The organism is Pedobacter agri PB92 (assembly GCF_000258495.1).
In the GTDB taxonomy this organism is placed as follows: Bacteria; Bacteroidota; Bacteroidia; order Sphingobacteriales; family Sphingobacteriaceae; genus Pedobacter; species Pedobacter agri.
In genome coordinates, this window is sequence record NZ_AJLG01000053.1 from 1 (window position 1) to 20,566 (window position 20,566).

22 protein-coding genes are annotated in these 20,566 nt (G+C 36.6%); 15 read left to right on the forward strand and 7 right to left on the reverse strand.

All coding sequences use genetic code 11. The features are described from left to right. The 7 genes from ON09_RS09745 to rplT all read left to right on the forward strand — a co-directional run. Nucleotides 1-712, forward strand: a 712-nt coding sequence (locus ON09_RS09745; protein WP_010600875.1) for an MFS transporter, incomplete at its 5' end; no start/stop codon positions are given. A 26-nt stretch (nt 713-738) separates the two neighbouring features. Next, nucleotides 739-1,476, forward strand: coding sequence for a (Fe-S)-binding protein (locus ON09_RS09750; protein WP_010600876.1), 738 nt, complete (start codon nt 739-741; stop codon nt 1,474-1,476). 196 nt (nt 1,477-1,672) lie between these two features. Next, complete coding sequence (locus ON09_RS09755; RefSeq protein ID WP_010600877.1) at nt 1,673-2,581, forward strand: hypothetical protein; 909 nt, start codon at nt 1,673-1,675, stop codon at nt 2,579-2,581. Nucleotides 2,582-2,806: 225 nt separating this feature from the next. Next, the gene (gene thrS / locus ON09_RS09760) at nt 2,807-4,732 is read left to right on the forward strand and encodes a threonine--tRNA ligase (RefSeq protein ID WP_010600878.1); all 1,926 of its coding nucleotides are present in this window, start codon (nt 2,807-2,809) and stop codon (nt 4,730-4,732) included. Between the two features lie 16 nt (nt 4,733-4,748). After that, nucleotides 4,749-5,333 carry a translation initiation factor IF-3 gene (infC, locus tag ON09_RS09765; protein WP_010600879.1) on the forward strand — a complete coding sequence of 195 codons (585 nt, stop codon included), beginning with the start codon at nt 4,749-4,751 and terminating at the stop codon, nt 5,331-5,333. Nucleotides 5,334-5,348: 15 nt separating this feature from the next. Next, nucleotides 5,349-5,549 carry a 50S ribosomal protein L35 gene (gene rpmI / locus ON09_RS09770; RefSeq protein ID WP_010600880.1) on the forward strand — a complete coding sequence of 67 codons (201 nt, stop codon included), beginning with the start codon at nt 5,349-5,351 and terminating at the stop codon, nt 5,547-5,549. Between the two features lie 72 nt (nt 5,550-5,621). After that, nucleotides 5,622-5,966 (forward strand): 50S ribosomal protein L20, encoded by a 345-nt coding sequence (gene rplT / locus ON09_RS09775; RefSeq protein WP_010600881.1) that lies wholly within the window; start codon nt 5,622-5,624, stop codon nt 5,964-5,966. A gap of 61 nt (nt 5,967-6,027) precedes the next feature. Here the strand turns inward: rplT and ON09_RS09780 are convergent, their stop codons facing one another. From ON09_RS09780 to ON09_RS09800, 5 genes are all read right to left on the reverse strand, one after another. Continuing rightward, nucleotides 6,028-7,935: a DUF294 nucleotidyltransferase-like domain-containing protein gene (locus ON09_RS09780; RefSeq protein ID WP_010600882.1), complete on the reverse strand. Its 1,908-nt coding sequence runs from the start codon at nt 7,933-7,935 to the stop codon at nt 6,028-6,030. Nucleotides 7,936-7,938: 3 nt separating this feature from the next. Continuing rightward, nucleotides 7,939-8,613 carry a 3'-5' exonuclease gene (locus ON09_RS09785; protein ID WP_010600883.1) on the reverse strand — a complete coding sequence of 225 codons (675 nt, stop codon included), beginning with the start codon at nt 8,611-8,613 and terminating at the stop codon, nt 7,939-7,941. Nucleotides 8,614-8,767: 154 nt separating this feature from the next. After that, on the reverse strand, nt 8,768-9,499 hold the full coding sequence (locus ON09_RS09790) for an MIP/aquaporin family protein (protein WP_010600884.1): 732 nt from the start codon (nt 9,497-9,499) through the stop codon (nt 8,768-8,770). Nucleotides 9,500-9,532: 33 nt separating this feature from the next. After that, on the reverse strand, nt 9,533-11,023 hold the full coding sequence (gene glpK, locus ON09_RS09795) for a glycerol kinase GlpK (protein ID WP_010600885.1): 1,491 nt from the start codon (nt 11,021-11,023) through the stop codon (nt 9,533-9,535). A gap of 17 nt (nt 11,024-11,040) precedes the next feature. Continuing rightward, nucleotides 11,041-12,636, reverse strand: a complete 1,596-nt coding sequence (locus ON09_RS09800; protein WP_039842146.1) for a glycerol-3-phosphate dehydrogenase/oxidase — start codon at nt 12,634-12,636, stop codon at nt 11,041-11,043. Nucleotides 12,637-12,793: 157 nt separating this feature from the next. On the opposite strand from ON09_RS09800, the gene ON09_RS09805 reads away from it, so the two are divergent. Together ON09_RS09805 and ON09_RS09810 are read left to right on the forward strand one after the other, a co-directional pair. Beyond that, on the forward strand, nt 12,794-13,558 hold the full coding sequence (locus ON09_RS09805) for a DeoR/GlpR family DNA-binding transcription regulator (protein WP_010600887.1): 765 nt from the start codon (nt 12,794-12,796) through the stop codon (nt 13,556-13,558). A gap of 41 nt (nt 13,559-13,599) precedes the next feature. Next, a complete protein-coding gene (locus tag ON09_RS09810; protein ID WP_010600888.1) occupies nt 13,600-13,977 on the forward strand; it encodes a response regulator transcription factor in 378 nt (125 codons plus the stop codon). Nucleotides 13,978-14,182: 205 nt separating this feature from the next. On the opposite strand, the gene ON09_RS09815 is transcribed toward ON09_RS09810, so the two are convergent. Continuing rightward, nucleotides 14,183-14,725 (reverse strand): universal stress protein, encoded by a 543-nt coding sequence (locus ON09_RS09815; RefSeq protein ID WP_157258910.1) that lies wholly within the window; start codon nt 14,723-14,725, stop codon nt 14,183-14,185. Between ON09_RS09815 and ON09_RS09820 the strand changes: the two genes are divergently transcribed. Then, nucleotides 14,698-15,135, forward strand: coding sequence for a glycosyltransferase (locus ON09_RS09820; RefSeq protein WP_010600890.1), 438 nt, complete (start codon nt 14,698-14,700; stop codon nt 15,133-15,135). The two genes, ON09_RS09815 and ON09_RS09820, sit on opposite strands and share 28 nt — an antisense overlap. Before the next feature lie 27 nt (nt 15,136-15,162). Here ON09_RS09820 and ON09_RS09825 read toward each other — a convergent pair whose 3' ends face one another. Then, a complete protein-coding gene (locus ON09_RS09825; protein ID WP_157258911.1) occupies nt 15,163-15,801 on the reverse strand; it encodes an acyltransferase in 639 nt (212 codons plus the stop codon). A gap of 311 nt (nt 15,802-16,112) precedes the next feature. On the opposite strand from ON09_RS09825, the gene ON09_RS09830 reads away from it, so the two are divergent. From ON09_RS09830 to ON09_RS09850, 5 genes are all read left to right on the forward strand, one after another. Next, nucleotides 16,113-16,916, forward strand: coding sequence for a phytanoyl-CoA dioxygenase family protein (locus tag ON09_RS09830; protein ID WP_010600892.1), 804 nt, complete (start codon nt 16,113-16,115; stop codon nt 16,914-16,916). A gap of 21 nt (nt 16,917-16,937) precedes the next feature. After that, a complete protein-coding gene (locus tag ON09_RS09835) occupies nt 16,938-17,897 on the forward strand; it encodes an aspartate aminotransferase family protein (RefSeq protein WP_010600893.1) in 960 nt (319 codons plus the stop codon). After that, nucleotides 17,894-18,310: a GNAT family N-acetyltransferase gene (locus ON09_RS09840; protein ID WP_010600894.1), complete on the forward strand. Its 417-nt coding sequence runs from the start codon at nt 17,894-17,896 to the stop codon at nt 18,308-18,310. The genes ON09_RS09835 and ON09_RS09840 overlap by 4 nt, the downstream gene beginning before the upstream one ends. Before the next feature lie 116 nt (nt 18,311-18,426). After that, nucleotides 18,427-19,464 carry a GNAT family N-acetyltransferase gene (locus ON09_RS09845; protein WP_010600895.1) on the forward strand — a complete coding sequence of 346 codons (1,038 nt, stop codon included), beginning with the start codon at nt 18,427-18,429 and terminating at the stop codon, nt 19,462-19,464. Nucleotides 19,465-19,489: 25 nt separating this feature from the next. After that, nucleotides 19,490-20,551, forward strand: coding sequence for a GNAT family N-acetyltransferase (locus ON09_RS09850; RefSeq protein ID WP_010600896.1), 1,062 nt, complete (start codon nt 19,490-19,492; stop codon nt 20,549-20,551). The last annotated feature ends 15 nt before the right edge of the window (nt 20,552-20,566 follow it).

Below are 20,566 nucleotides of genomic sequence, written 5' to 3' on the forward strand. Positions count from 1 at the left end.
CCTTTGGTGGGTTGCTTTTTCTCAGATACCATTTGCGGTGCTACCCGATGGGACGCCTCAAACCGGAAAAGTAAAGACTAATATTATCAAAGATGGTTTCAGCGAATTAACTAAAGTTTGGAAACAATTAAAGTTGATAAAGAAATTGAAAGGTTTTTTGCTGTCATTTTTCTTTTATTCTATGGGTGTTCAAACCATTATGTTAGCAGCTGCCGGTTTCGCAGAAAAAACGTTAAAATTAGGAACTGCTAAACTAATCGCTGTAATCCTGATTATTCAGCTGGTAGCTATCCCAGGTGCATTACTGATGTCATTTTTAGCAAAAAAATGGGGAAATGTAAATGTATTGATGATGGTGGTGTTGATCTGGATTGGTTGTTGTGTTTACGGCTACAATATTACCAACGAATATCAATTTTACTCCCTAGCGGCGATCGTAGGATTAATCATGGGCGGAATCCAGTCGTTGTCACGTTCCACATATTCGAAATATTTGCCAACAAACACGCCCGACAGTACATCGTTTTTTAGTTTTTATGATGTAACTGAAAAGCTTGCCATCGTAATCGGTCTATTTAGTTTTGCATACATTGAAGATTTAACCGGAAATATCCGTTATTCTATTATCGCTTTGGCATCATTTTTTATAGTTGGCTTGGTGTTTTTAGCGCTCTTGAAAAAAATCGAACGCAAAGAAATAGTAAAAGTGTAAGTTTGTAGGCTAAAGAATACCTGTTGATGAAAGTAGAATTGTTTGTTCCCTGTTTTGTAGACCAATTATATCCCGAAACCGCTTTTAATACGTTAAGATTATTAGAAAAATCAGGATGTAAGGTGGAATACAATTCCAAGCAAACATGTTGCGGTCAGCCGGCCTACAACGCTGGTTACTGGGATGAAGCCAAAGAAGTTGGCACTAAATTTTTGAACGATTTCACAGAAAACACTTACGTGGTTGCACCTTCAGCTTCTTGTGTTGGAATGGTAAAAGGCGGTTATAACGATTTATTTACCAATACAATCGTTCACAATAAGTGTCGCAGTCTGCAATCAAACATCTGGGAGCTTTCAGATTTTTTAATTAACGTAGCTAAAAAGGATTATTTCGGAGCAGAATTAGAAGGTAAAGCCGTTTATCACGATTCTTGCAGCGCTTTACGCGAGTGCAAAATCAAAGATGAACCTCGCCAGCTTTTATCAAAAGTACATGGTTTGGAAATGCTCGAACTTGCCGATAATGATATGTGTTGTGGTTTTGGTGGTACATTCGCTGTGAAATTCGATGCAATCTCTTCTGCCATGGCAGAGCAAAAGGTAAATCATGCGCTTGCTCAACAAGCCGATTATATTATTTCTACAGATCTATCTTGTCTTTTACATCTTCAGGGTTACATCGATAAAAATAAGCTCCCAATTAAAACCATGCATATTGCCGATGTTTTATGCAATGGTTGGTTAGAAAGTACTGAGTACTAGGCTTAATAACTATTATGGTATGTGTGCCAACGATATTAACAACATTTAGGTTAAATCTATACCCTTATTAAACCTTTTTCAGAATTTTGATTCAAACACGAACAAAACATATACAATGAAACCATCGTGGTTTATAAAAATTAACTTTTAAATAAAACCATGGGGCTTCATCACCTAAAAATCAAATATAAAAAAGATGAAAAAAATATTCTTAGCGCTATTTAGTGTGTTCACTTTGGTATCTGTTGCAGATGCACAAAAGAAAACTTCGGGAGCTATTCAATTTGAAAATACAGTTGACCCTGCAGCGATGGCTGCTGCAAGTGGAATGCAGATTCCAGACCAAATGAAAGCAAGAATGCCTTCAAGCAGTAAATCGAATTTCGAATTGCTTTTTAATGCAACTAATGCCAGCTACATGCCTGTTGAAGAAACTGAAGATAGCAACGGTGGAGGTGGCGGCGGCGGAATGGGCCGGATGATGATGCGCTTTGGCGGAGCTGGTGGCAATAGAGAATATTATTATTCCTTTGCTGATCAGAAATTAAGTGAGGTTTTTGATTTAAACGATACAACTTATTATATGCCAAGTAAACTGGAATTATCAACTTCTGGTCCTATTGGTTCGTTTAGAATGGGTGGTAGAAATTCCGGAGATACCGCAAACGCTAAACCCGTTGTTCCTCCAAGAATTGAAGTTGTTAAAACGGATGCCACAAAAAAAATCATTGGTTTCGATTGTAAAGAAGCCATTGTTAAATCAACCAGATCGGTAAAAATCTTAGATGTAGAGCGTGATGTAACCGAAGAAACCCACATTTGGTATACCAATGATTTGGGTTTCAATTTTTCACCAAACCCAAAAATGTGGACTGAAGGTGCGGTATTAGCCATTGAAGGTAGAGGTAATAGTACGATAGCAAAAAGCATTGAGTATAGAGGCGTAAGTGCTAAAGATGTTACTGCGCCTAAAAAGGCTAAGTTAATTACCGAGGCAGACTACAAAACTAAAATGGATAACATGATGAAACGTTTCAGAAATAACAGACCAGGCGGTAATTTTGGTGGTGGTAGAGCCGTTGTAATTGGCGGTGGACCATTCTAAACATAACATTTAACTTATTTTGAGCCTGTTCGATCTTATCGGACAGGCTTTTTTTGATTTCAGAAGGAGTTGGCATGGATAAAATTAAATACACGATTAATTCGTAGAAGAAATTTCCCTATCTTCGCGGTAATTAAAAATCACTTTGTATGTGATTAGAACTAATTATTTTTTAAACCGTTCCGAATCTTAAACAAAAGAACAAGGAACAAATCATAGTTGTAGATGATTAATATTACATTACCTGATGGATCTGTCCGTCAGTACGAGAAGGGCACTTCCGCCCATCAAATTGCATTATCAATTTCTGAGGGTTTAGCCCGAAACGTTTTAGCTGCCGAGGTAAATGGCGAAGTTTGGGATTCCACACGCCCAATCGAAGCAGATTCTTCTGTTAAGCTATTAACCTGGAATGATACTGCTGGAAAATCAACATTCTGGCATTCATCTGCCCACTTAATGGCCGAAGCTTTAGAAGCGCTTTATCCAGGTACTAAATTTGGTATCGGTCCGGCAATTGAAACCGGTTTTTATTATGATGTAGATTTTGGCGATAAAGAATTCTCATCAGATGATTTCAAGGCAATTGAAACTAAAATAATTGAGTTGGCTAAACAAAAGGAAACTTTTATACGTGAAAGCGTAAGAAAAGCTGATGCAGTTAAATATTTTACAGAAAAAGGCGATGAGTATAAACTGGATTTGATTGATGGTCTGGAAGACGGAAAAATCACTTTCTATACTCAAGGTCAGTTTACCGATTTATGTCGAGGTCCGCACATTCCAAATACCGGTTTTATTAAGGCAGTAAAACTGATGAACGTGGCCGGCGCTTATTGGAGAGGTGACGAAACTAAAAAACAGTTGACACGCATTTACGGGGTAACTTTTCCTAAGGCTAGTGAACTAACTGAATATTTAGCGATGATCGAAGAAGCTAAAAAACGTGATCACCGCAAATTAGGTAAAGAGCTTGAGTTATTTGCTTTTTCTGAAAAAGTAGGAATGGGTTTACCATTGTGGTTGCCAAAAGGAACTGCTTTGCGTGAACGTTTGGTTAATTTTTTAACCAAAGCACAAGCTAAAGCTGGTTATGAGCAGGTTGTAACGCCACACATCGGACACAAAAACCTATATGTAACTTCTGGTCACTGGGAAAAATATGGCAAAGATTCATTCCAGCCTATAAAAACCCCGCAAGAGGGAGAGGAGTTCTTCTTAAAACCAATGAATTGCCCTCACCACTGTGAGATTTATAAAACAAAACCGCGTTCTTACAAAGATCTTCCGGTTCGTTTTGCAGAATTTGGTACCGTATATCGTTACGAACAAAGCGGTGAATTGCATGGTTTAACCCGTGTACGTGGCTTTACTCAGGATGATGCACACTTATTCTGTATGCCAGAACAAGTGAAAGAAGAGTTTAAGAAAGTTATAGATTTAGTGCTTTACGTATTTAAATCCTTAGGTTTTGAAAACTATACTGCTCAGATTTCGTTAAGAGATCCGGAGAACAAAGCGAAATATATTGGTTCTGATGAAAACTGGAAATTATCTGAAAATGCAATTATCGAAGCAGCTGCCGAGAAAGGCCTAAATACTGTTGTAGAATATGGCGAAGCGGCTTTTTATGGCCCGAAGCTAGATTTTATGGTGAAAGATGCTTTAGGTAGAAAATGGCAATTAGGTACCATTCAGGTTGATTATAACTTGCCAGAGCGTTTCGAATTAGAATACACAGGTAGCGATAACCAGAAGCACAGACCAGTAATGATCCACCGGGCGCCTTTTGGTTCACTGGAAAGATTTATTGCTGTTTTAATTGAGCATTGTGCCGGAAATTTCCCATTATGGTTGAGTCCTGAACAGTTTATCATTCTTCCTATTTCAGAAAAATATGAAGATTATGCAAAAAAAGTTTTAGATGAACTAAATAATTCCGATATTCGCGGGCTGATTGACTTTCGTGACGAGAAAATCGGACGAAAAATCCGCGATGCTGAAGTTAAAAAGATCCCATACATGCTCATTATCGGCGATAAAGAGATGGCTGAAGATAAAGTTTCAGTTCGTAAACATGGTGAGGGTGATTTGGGCGAAATGACGTTGGAGGAATTCAACAATTTATTAAGAAAAGAAATAACAGTTTAAATTAAATAATACAAATTTGGCATTAGGAAGACCAGGATTTAACAGGGGACCACGTCCGCCTTTTAAGAAAAAAGAAGCAGAACATAACATTAATCAGTACATTAAATCGCCTGAAGTGCGTTTGGCTGGCGATAATGTTGAACCGGGGATTTATCCTTTGGCAAAAGCTTTGGCACTTGCTGATGAACTGGAATTGGATTTGGTAGAAATTTCTCCAAATGCAGTACCACCCGTTTGTAGAATTATCGATTACAGTAAGTTCGTTTATGAGCAAAAGAAAAAGCAAAAGGAAATTAAAGCCAATGCTAAGCAAACTGTAATTAAGGAGATTCGTTTTGGTCCGAATACAAACGACCATGATTTCCAGTTTAAACTGAAACATGCAGTAAGCTTTTTAGAGAATGGTGAGAAGGTTAGGGCTTATGTGCATTTCAAAGGTAGAGCAATTGTTTACAAAGAGCAGGGTGAGATTTTATTATTAAAGTTTGCCCAGGCTTTGGAAGATGTAGGAAAAGTAGAGTTATTACCAAAGTTAGAAGGTAAACGTATGTTCCTTACAGTTGCGCCTAAAGTAGACAAAAAAATAAAAATAGGTTTATAAATTAAAAAACAGGTTATGCCAAAAATGAAAACCAATTCCAGTGCTAAAAAGCGTTTTTCGCTTACTGGAACAGGTAAAATCAAAAGAAACAAAGCATACAAAAGTCACATCTTAACAAAGATGAGTACTAAACGTAAACGTGCTCTTGGAAATGCAGGAATTGTAACAGATGCAGATTCAGGTAACGTTAAACGTATGCTTTGTATCGGAAAGTAATTTATTAATTCACCAGGTATCAGGCATTAAAGATTCTTAAATGAACGCCGCTTACCAAAAAACAACAACAACATGCCACGTTCGGTAAACGCAGTAGCTTCGAGAAGAAGAAGGAAAAAAGTCCTTAACCTTGCAAAAGGTTATTGGGGAGCAAGAAGTAAAGTTTTTACGGTTGCTAAAAACACAGTAGAAAAAGGTTTGCAATATGCATACCGTGACCGTAAAGTTAAGAAAAGAGAATTCCGCGGATTATGGATCCAACGTATTAATGCAGGTGCTCGTCAGCACGGTATTTCTTACTCTCAATTAATCGGTAAACTTGCTTCAAAAGAAATCGGTTTAAACCGTAAAGTATTGGCTGATTTAGCAATGAATCACCCAGAAGCTTTCAAAGCTGTAATTGATGCAGTAAAATAGAAATTCTCGCCATCGGCGATTATGATATTAAAAAAGGGAACCAATTTGGTTCCCTTTTTTGTTAAATGAGGCTATTGGTAAATTTCATCTTGATACCGCTTTGGAAGTTCAGAATGGTTTTGAAAATCTCAATCAAGGTTACCTTTTCAATTTTTGTAAGGTTATTGATCTCAATTAAATTATTCGGGCTTACCTGATGTTTGATAATCTGATCGGCCTGGTTTTTCAATCGCAATCCCATCAAATAATAATAGGATTGCGTTAGCTCGTTATACTGCGTTTGATTAAACACACCTAAATCCTTCAGTTGCCTTAATCGTTCACCTGTATTTTCACGTTGAAAAATTCGGTTTTGTAAGGCATAAACACGAACCAAGTCTACAATTGGAGTCATTGCTGTTTTAATATCAAATACTTCCTTACTTTCTATCTTCTGCGTTTTGATATTCCTGAAATAGGTTAATGGTGGTTCATATAGTAGCGCATTTTTTGCCAGATACACGTAGAATTTTTCAATTGGCTTTTTAAGTTCTTCATCAACAAATTCCCTGAGGTTTTGCATAATTTCTAAATCTCCGTAAATCGCCCGGCAATCGAAAAAAGCAGCAAACTTTACAGCAGCTTCTGGTAAGGCTTCTTCAATCCAATTTTTGTAATTGTATTTCCAGTGTGATAATGAATGCGTCCAATTCGGATTGGTTGCCATGTAGTCGCCATCGCAATATACGAAACCAACGTAGTTTAACTTATCTGAAACCTGTGTGGCAAAGTCTAGAAAATAAGTACGTACCATAGCCCTTTGATCTTCTGATGTATCTTCGTAGATAATCGCATTATCCTGATCTGTTTTAAGCGAAAGTTCTTTCCTTCCTTCACTTCCTAAAACCATAAATACAAATTTTGCTGGCGGTGGACCAAGTTTACGAATTACATCTTCAATAATTTTGTTAGAAATGGTATCAGCAATTGTTGTAATCACCTGATTGACGATTTCGGCATGTACACCTCTTTCTAATAATTGGGCAACTATGCCTGGAACTTTTTGCCATTTAGATTTTAGCTCGTCAATGTTAGTAGCCGATTTTACGGATTGAATGAATACCAGTGGAGACTTTGTTTGTTCACTGAGCAATCTGTTTCGGCTTAAAAAGCCAACAAACTTCCCGTCATCTTCCACCAGTAAATATCTAGACTTACTACTAAACATCAATAAAATAGCTTCATAAACATAAGCATCAGCAGATATGCTAACGATTTCATCATCCATTACACTACTAATCGGTTCTTTGGAGCTAATTTGTCCGGCAATCACTCGATCTCGTAAAGTAATATCAGTAACAAAGCCGATAAACTGGTTTTCGTTGTTGGTAACAAACAGGCAACTTGTTTTTTGCTCGGACATTTTTTTTGCTACCTCGAAAATCGGGGTAGATTCATGGCTTTCGATGATATTTCTGTAGCTCACACTTTTTATAGTAGAGGAATACAGTTGATCAACAACCAAATAATTATCCTCTAAAGTGCTGTTATTTCGGTAAAAATGAGCATACTCATCATCAAGCATTCGCTTGCCGAAATCGTTGGCGAAAAAATCGAAAAACTCCTCATATTCCGTACATATTCTTTTAAAATCTTTCCGAGGTAAAAAATAGGTGTGGGTTCCGGCTGTTGCAATTACGGTTTTTAACGACTTTCTTTTGTTAAATAAAATTGAAATCCCGCCACAGATTGAGCCGGCCAAATAAGTTTCTGGTTTTCTTTTGGCTTTATTATGATCAAGAAAAAAAGTCTCGAAATTACCTGTTTCAATTATTTGAATGCCTTTGAGTTTTTGAATTCCTTGTTCAAATACTTTCGTTTCAATAGGATAGGAGCGTTCTTCTAAAAGAGTGGAGATTTCAACCTGCACATTTTCAGGCAATCCATTAAAGGGAGCAGTATTTTTTAGAAATGTCAATTTATCGCTCATAAATTAAATAGAAAATAATCGACTAATCAGTTTCTTAACAGAGTTATTTTTATCAGAAGCGGCTGGTATCGCAATTTCATTTTGTTGCGCCTCAATTTTTTCGAAGTTAACTTCTCCAGTTCGAAATAGATGAAAGAAAATTTTTGCAGTGTTTAATGCATCAGATAAGGCGTTATGAAAATCTTTAGGTTCTTCGTTAAACAGTTCGAAATAAAACTGGTTAAGCTTCAAAAGTTCAACTTCAGGATTTCGAACATAAGGTTTGCTCGCTTTCATCGTGCAAAATAACGTTAGGTTTTGCAGCACATTAACAATGCCCAATCGTTGGAATTCTACATTTATCATGTGATAATCAAACTCCACGAAATGACCAATGGTCAATGGTTTATATTTTTTGATATCCTCATGAAATGCATTCATAACGAATGCTCTCGGCTTTCCGTTTGCTTGAAGATATTCTGTAGTAATGTGGTGTATTTTTTGAGATGACTTTTCGATCTTGAAGCCATCATTTTCAATAAAATAGTTTTTCCGATCTACCTCAATGAAATTTTTATCATATACCACCCATGCGATCTGAATGATATGGGGCCAATTTTTATCCTGAGTATAAGATACTTTCCAGCTTTTGGGCAAGCCTGAGGTTTCAGTATCTATAAAAAGGAAATAATCTTGCAAGATGAATGATGTTTGATTAGAAAACGAATCGTGATATCCAAATATAATAATTAAACGCTGTTTTCGATTAGTTGCTTATCGATACTATTTAAGTTTTTGTTCATCTCAATTTAAATGAAAAACTCCATTGTTTGCTGCAATGGAGTTTTTCGTTCTATAAATTTAAGGAGAGGTATAGCAGTGCTGCAAGTGTGGCTCCAATGATTGGCCCAACAATCGGAACCCATGAATAGCCCCAATCGCTGGAGCCTTTGCCCTTCATGGGAATAATGGCATGAATAATACGTGGGCCTAAATCACGAACGGGATTAATTGCGTACCCGGTAGTGCCGCCAAGCGCCAGTCCGATAACCCAAACCAGGAACGCTACGGGAATTGCACCAAGTGAACCTAAACCTATCGGCGTTTTATCGCTTCCCATTTCGGCATTGGTAAAATAGAAGATCACAAAAATCAGCACAAAGGTTCCCAGTATCTCCGAAAATAAATTCGATTTCAAATTTCTTATTGCCGGAGCTGTGGCAAACGGAGCTGCTTTAAGTCCTTTATCATCCGTAGCATCGAAGTGATCTTTATACATCACCCAAACTAAAAATGAACCAACCATAGCACCGCAAAGCTGTGCTAAAATGTAGTATGGAACTTTTACCCAATGAAATTTTTGTGCGATTGCCAGGGCAATGGTAACCGCCGGATTTAAATGTGCACCACTAAATGGCGCTGCAATAACAACACCAACAAATACTGCTAACGCCCAGGCCGTAGTAATTACAATCCAACCGCTATTATTTCCTTTCGTGCCTGTAAGCACAACGTTTGCTACAACACCGTTTCCAAGAAGGATGAGTAGCGCTGTGCCGAAAAATTCTGCAACAAATTCTGTCATGATGAATATCTGGTTAAAATCTAAACTAAAAAATTAATCTTCAGCGCTTGCCTTTGCTGCTTTTATAGCTCTGTTCCATCCCTTAATACGAGATGTATTATCAATTCCATCTTCTGCTACAAATGTTTTGTCGGCATTCCACTGAGAACGTATCTGATCAATGCTATCCCAAAAGCCCGTTGCTAAACCAGCCAAATAGGCTGCCCCTAGAGCGGTTACTTCGGTAATTTCCGGGCGAATAACTTTGCAGTTAAGCAGATCTGCCTGAAACTGCATCAATAAGTTATTCGCCGTAGCACCACCATCTACCCGTAATTCAGCAATATTTACCCCTGCATCAGCTTCCATTGCTTTTAACACATCCATGGTTTGGAAAGCAATACTCTCTAAAGCTGCCCGGGCAATATGCGACTTATTAGTGCCACGCGTTAATCCGGTGATCGTTCCTCTGGCATGCTGGTTCCAGTGTGGCGCACCCAAACCTGCAAAAGCCGGAACCACGTAAACTCCATCAGTATCTTTAACTTTTTGTGCTAATGTTTCTACATCTGCCGATTTCGATATCAAACCCATTTCATCTCTCAGCCACTGAACAACAGCACCACCAATAAATATACTTCCTTCTAGCGCATAATTAACCTGATCTTTGATCTGCCAAGCAATGGTGGTAAGCAAGTTATTCGCAGAAAGTTTTGGCTCTGTTCCGATATTCATAAGCATAAAACATCCTGTTCCGTAGGTATTTTTTACCATCCCTACTTCAGTACACATTTGTCCAAATAATGCAGACTGTTGGTCGCCAGCAATACCTGCGATTGGAATTTTTGCTGCTAAAATTCTACCAGCTGTTTCCCCATATACTTCGCTTGATGATTTAACTTCAGGTAGCATACTTTTAGGAATACCAAATAGTGTCAACAATTCATCATCCCAGGCCAAATTATGAATGTTATAGATCATTGTACGTGAAGCATTGGTTACATCAGTGACGTGCTTTTCGCCACCAGTTAATTTCCATATCAGCCACGAATCTATAGTGCCAAAAGCGAGTTTTCCGGCATCCGCTTTCTCCCTTGCGCCTTCCACATTCTCCAGTATCCATTTTGCTTTGGTCGCAGAAAAATATGAATCGATAATCAAACCAGTCTTATCTTGAATTTTTTTTGCTAAACCCTGAGCCTTAATTTCGTCACAATAAGATGACGTTCTTCTATCTTGCCAAACAATAGCGTTATAAACAGGTAGGCCGGTTTCCCGATCCCAGACAACGGTAGTTTCCCGCTGATTAGTGATTCCTATAGAATCGATATCGGTAGCTGAAAGACCAGCTTTAACAATCACTTCTGCTGCTACCGATAATTGTGTAGACCAGATCTCTAATGGATTGTGTTCTACCCAGCCTGCCTGAGGATAAATCTGGGTAAATTCTTTCTGTGCAATGGCAACAATTTCGCCGTTATGATTAAAAATGATCGCCCTCGAACTTGTGGTTCCCTGATCAAGGGACATGATATACTTGCTCATAATTGATTTGGTTAGTTTTATTTGGCTAAAGCCGGTTGTGTTTCAATTTCTACCGATTGATATATATAGCCATTGGCTAAATTATTAAAATTATTGATCTGATCGTTTTCCCAACTAATTTGTTGCTTAAGTTCTTTGGCGAGAAGCGAAGCCACAACTGGTGCCATCTCTTTAGCAGCGTAGGCGTCTATAAATAGTATTCTTAATCTCCTGCTTAAAATGTCTTCGATTGTTTCTGCCATTTCATTTCTTGCAGACCAAACCACCTCTGCTTTAATATGAGGAAAAGCTGGATGAAGTTTTTCATTTAGTTCGGGTTCCTGTTGACCCAGCTTTTCGATATTTGCCCTATCTGTTCCGTAAATATCAAGATGATGATTTCCTTTGGTCTCCATACTGCCATGAATTTTCAACGTTTTCGTAATGCAAGGATTGGCGCTTAAATTAGCATGCATTATCGCCAGATCTACAGTTTCTTCTGCCATTCTTCGATACGTAGTCCATTTGCCACCGGTTATTGTAATCAAACCTTTGGCTGACACCACCAATTTATGATCCCGGCTAATTTCCTTGGTACTGCTGCTATCACCATTGGTAGGGGCGGCAAGGGGCCGTAATCCTGAAAACACACTTAAAATATCTTTTTCTACTGGTTTTGTTTTAAAGTATGAAGCAGCAGTTGCCATAATAAAGTCTACTTCTTCTTTTAATGCTCTTGGCTCTAAACTATGTTCATTCAGGGGAGTGTCAGTAGTGCCTACTAATAGATGTTGATGCCAGGGCACTGCAAAAAGCACTCTGCCATCAGAAGTTTTAGGAATCATAAGTGCCGATTCGCTTTCTAAAAAGCTTTTATCCAAAACAACATGTACACCCTGACTTGGCCGAACCATTTTTTTTGAATTTGGATTGTTCATCTTCAGGATATCATCAACAAAAACTCCGGTGGCATTAATTACAACTTTTGCATGTTGTTGCGATGTTTCACCTGTAATTGTATCGAGCAGCTCCACACCATTCACTCCACCATCAGAATTTTTGAGTAGTGCCGTTACTTTCGTATAGTTACATAATACAGCGCCTTGCTCAATCGCTGTTTGTGCGATGTTGATGGCAAGTCTGGCGTCATCGAATTTTCCGTCATAGTAACGAACACTGCCCTTTAAACCTTTTTCGTTAATACCGGGCATCATGCCCAAAGTTTGTTTTTTGGAAAAGTATTTCGATTTTCCGAAGCTAAATTTTCCCGCCAGCCAATCGTAGATAGTTAGTCCGGTTAAATATTTGGCTACTGAGAACCAATCATAACACGGGATAATAAATTCTTCTTTATTTACCAGATGCTGGGCGTTTTTTTGCAGCAAACCCCTTTCAAGAAGTGCATGTTTAACCAAACCAATATCACCCTGTGCCAGATATCTTACACCACCGTGAACAAGTTTTGTACTCCGGCTTGATGTTCCTTTAGCAAAATCCGATTGTTCTATTAATAAAGTTTTCAAACCTCGGGTAACGGCATCGAGTGCTGTACCTAGTCCCGTAGCGCCACCACCAATAATGATGATGTCCCACATGCCGTTGTTTGTAAGGTTATATTGGTGTAGTCTTTTCATTTACTTTATAAAAATAATAAAACGAAACAATACGCAAGTATAAATAATCCTTTTCGAAATAATACAATAACTATGTTAAAAAAAGATTAAATAATTCACACCATCCGTTTTGAGAATTTAATTTGCTATTTTGCAGCTTAAATAAAGAGTATAGTTTATGATGAATTTAGCTGAAAGGCACCAGTTTATTTTAAATCGCTTACAGAGAGATCAATACATCAATGTTGTTGATTTGTGTAAGGAGTTGAAAGTATCATCTGTAACAATAAGAAAGGATTTAAAACTTCTTGAAGATAAGACATTGCTGTTTAGAACTCATGGTGGTGCAACAATAAACAATCCATATACAGTAGACAGACCGGTAAACGAAAAGGAAAAAATACAATCTACTGAAAAAAATAAAATAGGGTTAGCCGCTGTTTCCTTACTAAACGAAAACGATTCAATAGTAATTGCATCTGGAACCACGGTTTTTTATTTCGCTAAAAATATTCCATCTGGTACAACTTTAACTGTTGTAACCTCGGCTTTGAACGTTGCTTTAGAATTAATGCGTGAACCAAGTATTGAAGTTATACAACTAGGTGGCTTATTAAGAAAAAGTTCCTCGTCTGTTATGGGTTCATATGCAGAACAGATTCTAGGTGATTTTTATTTCAACAAATTATTTTTGGGTGTTGATGGAATTGACCTGGATTACGGACTTACCACCACAAATGCAATGGAGGCCCACTTGAATAGAAAAATGATTAATGCTTCTCAAAAAACAGTTGTGCTTGCGGATTCAACAAAATTTGGAAAAAGAGGATTCGGTAAGATTTGCGGTCTTGATGAAATAGACCATATCATAACCGATAAAGGAATTTCTGAACAAATAGTAAAACATTTAGAAAGTTTAGGTGTTACTGTAACTATTGTGTAGAATTGAAAAGTACACATAAACCAAAACGATATAATTTGAATATGGAAACTAAACGAATACACATCTTAGAAGACGATCAGGAAATAAGAAATGTAATTGAAATTTTATTAAAAGAGGAAGGTTTTGAATTACAGCTATCTTCTTCATTTGCCGAGTTGAAAAAAAACATTCAGGATGCGATGCCTGATCTTTTTTTATTAGACGTAATGTTGCCTGATGGTAATGGTGCTGAAATTTGTGAAGATTTGAAAACAGATATTTTCACCAAACACATTCCGATTATAGTAATGTCTGCTCAAAATAATAGTGAACAAAAAGCTATAGCTGCTTTTGCGAACGACTATATCAGTAAACCTTTTGATATCGACGACGTATTGGAGCGCATAAACAAGCAATTAAAAAATCAGCTCAGAAAATAGCGCAACAAAAGCGTAATATATGCTGTGATGAATACAAGAAAGAGGCATAAGCCTCTTTTTTTTGTCTATCGAAACATGAAGCATAATTCTCGGTTTTGATGACAAAGAGAATCATACTGATTCGTCTAATTTCGGCTGCCGGCATTTGATCATCTAGCGAATTGATAAAATCGACTCATCATTAAATCCGGCTATCTCTAAGTAATTACTTTTTGAAACTCAGAATCGGAATTTTTGCATAAAAGGAAAAGGGCTTAATATTGGAAGGATGAAACATGGCATTCCAATAAGGTTGAGACCGATGAATAAAGAATACCATAAGTCCTGGTTTAATTTTTTTTACTGCGGTATTAATATCGTCACATAAAGTCTGTTCTAAATTTCGTTTTAAATATTTTACCTTAACAATTCGCTCCGTTTTTTTTAAAAGTTTGGTTTCTATTGCTATTGCTTTCGGAAGATTTTCTTTTGCATTAACAATATGCAACATAATTATCGAGGCATCCAGTGGCTCCGCGAAAGTGATTACCTTCCTGATTTCTTTTTGATAATTTACCATGTTGCTGGCATAACACACCTGAGTCAATTTTTTAGATGATCGTGTACTAGGAATACTTACTACTGGTACGGGTGATGCAACTATGAGTTTGCTGGCCGTTGTACCAATTATAGCCTTAGATTTTCCATTAGTACCTATGCATATATAATCACATTGAAATAATGCCGCACTATAACAATATAGATTCAATTTCTGAGGATCTTTTTGATAAAATCAAATCTGGTGAGGTTATTAGCTATTTAGGATTGGTAAATGATGTGAAGCCATATATTAGAGGTGCATCAGTAATTGTTTTACCGTCATATTATGGAGAAGGAGTACCACGATGTTTACTGGAAGGCATGGCTATGGGAAGACCTGTAATAACATGTAATTCTGTCGGCTGTAGGGAAACTGTAACCGATTTACCTGATAATAGGAATGGCTTTCTGATACCTGTTAGGGATATTGCAGCACTGGCAGGTTCGATGATGCACTACCTTTCCAATCCAACTGATATTATTTTAAATGGCCGGAACGGCAGGTTATTTGCCGAAAGGAAGTTCGATGTGAATTTGGTTAATGCTCAAATGCTAAAAATAATGAAGGTTGCTTCCTAAATAATTTATATTTTTACTAATTGCATTCTATTTCCAACTAATATTCTCCTTAATTATCATAGCTGGAACTCCTGCTGCCAAACAATTTGCCGGAACATCTTTATTAACTAAGGCACCGGCGGCAATGATAGATCCGTTTCCTATTTTAACACCTTTTAGAATAATTGCTCGTAATCCAATCCAAACGTTATCGCCTATTTCGATAGGCTTACTGATATCATTTCCGTCGTTTCCGATTTCATGGTTATCAGAATCTCTGATAATTACCCCTTTTGAGATGGCAACATTGTTTCCAATTTTAATAGATTTAAAACACGAAATATCAACATCATTATTAGTGTATCCGCTTCCAATTTCAAGAATGGCATTCTTATTAACGGCAATGAAAATTCCCGTGTGAAAATCAAAGTTTCCGTGAACGATCATTTTAGCATTTTCAGCAACCATTAAAGTTGAAAAGCTATGGTTGGTACCTTCCCAGGCAGAACCAACCTGAATCTTATTTTTTATGGTTACCTGAGCGGTTCGATGAATGACAACCTTTGTACGCTTACAGATGATCAGTAAAATGTTAGGAAAATATCCTAATAGAACGTTATGCCACAACGTTGCTAAAATATTACTCTGACGCAATACACTCATCACTTTTGAGAAGTTTTTATTCATAACCATCTACTTTAAGTTACGTTTCATAATGCATTACTAATATAAATGAATTTCAATTCTTTTTTACGCTGAAGAAATAAACTAATAATTGCTTGAAGATGCCGGGGTGTCAGTATAATTAGATCGTAGTTTTCTTTGAAATAGATGGATTAAGCTTCAATTGCTAAACCATTGTAACCCGCCCCTCAGTTCATTAGCAATTATAAGTTTCGCTAGATAACACTTTATCCAAAATAAATTGGAGCCAAATGATATAGATAAACTCAATCGACTAAATCAATCAATTTAATCATCTTAAAATTCCTTGAATTGTGAAGAATACATTTATTTACAAACGAGCAACCCTAGCAGATTTCAGGCAGGCTATTGATGAATATGGCTGGGTAGTTTATGAAAAAGCAATCAGTCAAAGGTTAATATCTGATGTTACAGCAGCTTTCGATTCATCTTACCATATAAGACGAGAAATTCAAATGTTAAATGGCATTGAAGTAAATATGGAGGGCACATTACATCACTTGCTTGAAAAAGACAACTTTTCATTGGAACTGTTAAGTAAACTTTATTGCCATCGAGAGCTTAAAGATTTTCTTGGTGGCAATTATATTTTGAATGGCATCAATGGTGTAATTAATTCTAAAAAAACAAAAACATATATTCAAAATATTCATAGAGATGTGAGAACATTTTCGAGTGAGAACAAAATTATGATTCAAATGATCGTTGTTCTTGATGACTTCACACTGTTCAATGGCGCAACACATTTTCTTTCAGGTTCTCATAAATTAGATCGCCGGCCAGACGAAAAATACTTCAAATCATATGCTCAGCAAGCAATAGCTAAAAAAGGCAGTATTATTTTGTTTGATTCTAATCTTTGGCATGCAGGAGGTATAAATTATACCCGAAAGGTACGTCGTGCGCTGACGCTCGGTTTTACAAAACCTTATATTAAACAACAGTTTGATTATCCTCGCTATTTAGGCTATGAGTTTGGTGAAACTTTAGCTGCAGATTTAAGGCAAATTATTGGGTATAATGCGAGGGTTCCGGCGAGTTTGCATGAATATTATCAGCCCATAGAGCAAAGAATGTATAAATCCGATCAAGGTTAAATCTTGTAAATAAAACTCGAAATGCATTTAGCAGAGCCAATAGGTGGATTTATAGGTCTGCAACTGGATGATGGCGATCTTTATTATCCTGACCTGATAGCACTAAATACCGGAAGAAATGCGCTTGAATATATTTTGCGTATCAAAAAATTTAAGACAATTTATTTACCATATTTTACTTGTGAAGTTTTACTAGAACCAATTCGGAAACTAAAGATTGCATATAGGTATTATAGTCTTGACGAAAATCTGTGTCCAATTATAGATTTCATTATTGATGAACAAAGCTGTTTGTTGTATACAAATTACTTTGGTATAAAAACGGATATAGTGACATCATTAACCAGCAAGATCAAGAATATCATAATTGATAATGCCCAGGCATTTTTTACAAAACCCATAAATAATGCTGACACGTTTTATTCATGTCGGAAATTTTTTGGAGTACCTGATGGGGCATATCTTCATATTGGATCACATAAGCGATTGCAACTGCAGCAAGATGAATCGATACATCGATTCTCACATCTAATTAAAGGGGTTGATATCAATACAGAAAAGGGTTACGCTGATTATGTTGAAAATAACAAAAGCCTGGTAAATAACGATATCAAGGAGATGTCGCGGATTACTAAGTCTATTCTGGCGGGTACAAACTATCAAAAATGTATAACATCCCGAAAAAACAATTTCGACTATTTACATGAACAGTTTTTTGATATCAATTTGCTGAAAATGAATTACACTTCAAATGATGTAGCTATGGTCTACCCCTTATTGATAGATGACCCAAGCCTAAAGAAAAAATTAATAGAACGGAAAATCTTTATTGCTACGTATTGGCCTAATGTTTATCAATGGACTTCGCCAAGTAGCTTTGAATACAATCTCACTAATAACCTCATAGCACTTCCCATTGATCATCGTTATAATCTTACAGATATGGAAAGGATTGTGAAAGTTGTAAAATCTCTATTATGAAAGCTGACATTTATTTAAGACCATTAACGATTGAAGATGCAACAATCTCATCTAAGTGGAGAAATGACCCTGAAATTTGGGTTTTTACCAAATTCGTATCATCAAGTTACATTACTCCTGAAATGGAGCGTCAATGGATTTTTGAAAAAATTAATCGTAAAAATGAGAAGAGATTTGCAATATGTCTGAAAAATACTAACCAGTACATAGGCAATATCCAACTTTTAAATATTACAGCTGAGAGTGCAGAGTTTCATTTATTTATTGGCGAGCGACAGTTTTGGGGCAAAGGTGTAGGCCATTGCGCATCAATACTTTTGCTAAAATACGCATTCTACAATCTCGAATTAAATAGCATATTTCTAGATGTTCATGCCGATAATTTAGCAGCTTTTTCTATCTACAAAAAATAGGCTTTAAGCCTATCATGCAAAGTGGCAAATTTATCAAGATGGGTATAGACGCGAAATCTTTAAAAGCGATTACGCTTACCGCCTAAATTCTAAGACATAATTAACTGACTCCTCAAATGAAGAAAATTCTATCAATCCACCAAAAACCGGAATGGACTGCGTATGTGAAGAACGCCCTTCACTATGATTTCTATCATACCTGGTATTACCATTCTTTAGATAGCAGTGGTGTGGCCATCTTATTTGTTTTTGAAGAAAATGAAGACTACATAGCCTTTCCATTATTAAGAAGACAAATTCCAAATTCAGAATTTTTCGACTTCACGTCCGTATATGGGTATGCTGGTCCAATATCAAATAAAAACTTTAGAGATTTGGATGACGGCCTAATGGAAAGATTTAAAACTAGCTTTCTTGAATTCTTAGCTGCCGGAAAGAATGTGACCGTTTTCTCAAGGTTACATCCATTTTTTGATCAGCAGTTTTTAATGGAGAAATTTTCTGGCATTCACTCCAACGGCAAAACTGTAGCTATCGATCTTACCACTACCATCGAAACTCAAAGAGCTGGTTACAGAAAAAGTGTTAAAGAAAAAATTAGGCGTCTTCGCAAAAAAGAATATGAAGTTCATCTATCTACTGACCTGAACGACGCTAAAATTTTCGCTAAAATTTATGCTGAAAATATGCGGCGAATTGGAGCACGAGAAAATTACTTGTTTGATGAAGCCTACTTTGTTAATCTATTAACCGCTGATGAGTTTGATACAAAATTATTTTTAGTGTTTAAAGATAACCATGCTATCTCTGGGGCGATTGTAGTTTGTACAAATGAGATTATGCAGGTTCACTTACTTGCTACACTAGATGCTTATCTTTTCGACTCGCCTGCAAAACTGCTAACGGATGAAATTACAGTTATCGGTCGTAAACTGGGCTATAAGTATTTTAATTTAGGAGGCGGTGTAAACTTTAAAGAAGATAAACTATTTGGTTGGAAGAAGGGATTTTCTGACCTGTGTTATGAATTCAACAGTTGGCGGTACATCGCAAATGATGATTTGTATAATTCTCTTGTTATCGAGAAATCCTTGGATCTAGATTCGACAGTAGATTTCTTTCCACTTTATAGAATCTCAGAAGTGGCCTCTTAATCAATTTGCGCTAATTTTTTGGGTTATGTCAATTATAGAAGATAACGCTTCTGCAACTGTTCGCACATTAACAATCGATCAAAAAAGTGATTGGGTTGATTTAGTAAATCGTGCGGTAGAAACTGATTTTTATCATAGCTGGCACTATCATGCTTTAGCAAAAACAGGCACACCATTACTTTTTGTTCATCAGGAAAGAGATGATTTTATTGCGCTTCCATTATTAAAACGCGAAATATCAAAAACGAGCTACTTTGACTTACATTCGGTATATGGCTATTCTGGGCCAATTTCAAATTTTACATTTGCGAACATACCGTCAAAATTAAGAGCAAGATTTAAAAATTCATTTCTTAACTTTTTAGAAGCTGAAAATATTGTCTCGGTTTTTTCTAAAATGCATCCATTTTTTGAGCAGGAAATTGTGTTAGAACAATTTGATGGTCTTCATGATAACGGCAAAACCGTCGCCATCGATTTAAGAAACCCGATAGAAATTCAGCGAAAGAAATACCGTCAAACTACCTTAGACAGTGTTAAAAAATGCCGGAAAATGGGCTTTCAGATTAAAGACTGTTCTGCCCAGGAACAAATTGCTGCATTCACTTTACTGTATCAGCAAAATATGCACCGAATTAATGCATCAGAATTTTACCTTTTTACTGAAGAATACTTTACCAAACTTTTAAATACAGACGAATACCTGGCAAAGCTTATTTTAGTTTATGATGGTGATAAAATTATTTGCGGAAGCATAATTATGTGTAACAATGGAATTATTCAAGGACATCTCATTGCCACAAACTCACAATACCTTCGATATTCGCCAGCAAAATTTCTAGTTGATGAGGTAAGCTTACTTGGGCGCACTATCGGAATGAGCTACTATCATCTTGGTGGTGGTTTAGGTTTTAAAGAAAACTCTTTATTTGAATGGAAATTAGGATTTTCAGATCTCACGCTAGATTACAAAAGTTGGCGATACATAGCCAATCCTATAGCATATAACGACCTCGTTCTTCAAACTGGAAACTCAATTGATGATAAAGTTGATTTTTTTCCGCTGTATAGAATGTCTAACCAGTAAATAATTGAACATTTA

Bases quoted from the DNA above. Each gene is read 5' to 3' on its own strand.
- rplT (WP_010600881.1), top strand. From the start codon at position 5,622: ATGCCACGTTCGGTAAACGCAGTAGCTTCGAGAAGAAGAAGGAAAAAA.
- ON09_RS09835 (WP_010600893.1), top strand. From the start codon at position 16,938: ATGCATTTAGCAGAGCCAATAGGTGGATTTATAGGTCTGCAACTGGAT.
- ON09_RS09780 (WP_010600882.1), bottom strand. From the start codon at position 7,935: ATGAGCGATAAATTGACATTTCTAAAAAATACTGCTCCCTTTAATGGA.
- ON09_RS09840 (WP_010600894.1), top strand. From the start codon at position 17,894: ATGAAAGCTGACATTTATTTAAGACCATTAACGATTGAAGATGCAACA.
- ON09_RS09800 (WP_039842146.1), bottom strand. From the start codon at position 12,636: ATGAAAAGACTACACCAATATAACCTTACAAACAACGGCATGTGGGAC.
- thrS (WP_010600878.1), top strand. From the start codon at position 2,807: ATGATTAATATTACATTACCTGATGGATCTGTCCGTCAGTACGAGAAG.
- glpK (WP_010600885.1), bottom strand. From the start codon at position 11,023: ATGAGCAAGTATATCATGTCCCTTGATCAGGGAACCACAAGTTCGAGG.
- ON09_RS09790 (WP_010600884.1), bottom strand. From the start codon at position 9,499: ATGACAGAATTTGTTGCAGAATTTTTCGGCACAGCGCTACTCATCCTT.
- ON09_RS09810 (WP_010600888.1), top strand. From the start codon at position 13,600: ATGGAAACTAAACGAATACACATCTTAGAAGACGATCAGGAAATAAGA.
- ON09_RS09850 (WP_010600896.1), top strand. From the start codon at position 19,490: ATGTCAATTATAGAAGATAACGCTTCTGCAACTGTTCGCACATTAACA.
- rpmI (WP_010600880.1), top strand. From the start codon at position 5,349: ATGCCAAAAATGAAAACCAATTCCAGTGCTAAAAAGCGTTTTTCGCTT.
- ON09_RS09825 (WP_157258911.1), bottom strand. From the start codon at position 15,801: ATGAATAAAAACTTCTCAAAAGTGATGAGTGTATTGCGTCAGAGTAAT.
- ON09_RS09755 (WP_010600877.1), top strand. From the start codon at position 1,673: ATGAAAAAAATATTCTTAGCGCTATTTAGTGTGTTCACTTTGGTATCT.
- ON09_RS09820 (WP_010600890.1), top strand. From the start codon at position 14,698: ATGCCGCACTATAACAATATAGATTCAATTTCTGAGGATCTTTTTGAT.
- ON09_RS09805 (WP_010600887.1), top strand. From the start codon at position 12,794: ATGATGAATTTAGCTGAAAGGCACCAGTTTATTTTAAATCGCTTACAG.
- ON09_RS09750 (WP_010600876.1), top strand. From the start codon at position 739: ATGAAAGTAGAATTGTTTGTTCCCTGTTTTGTAGACCAATTATATCCC.
- ON09_RS09845 (WP_010600895.1), top strand. From the start codon at position 18,427: ATGAAGAAAATTCTATCAATCCACCAAAAACCGGAATGGACTGCGTAT.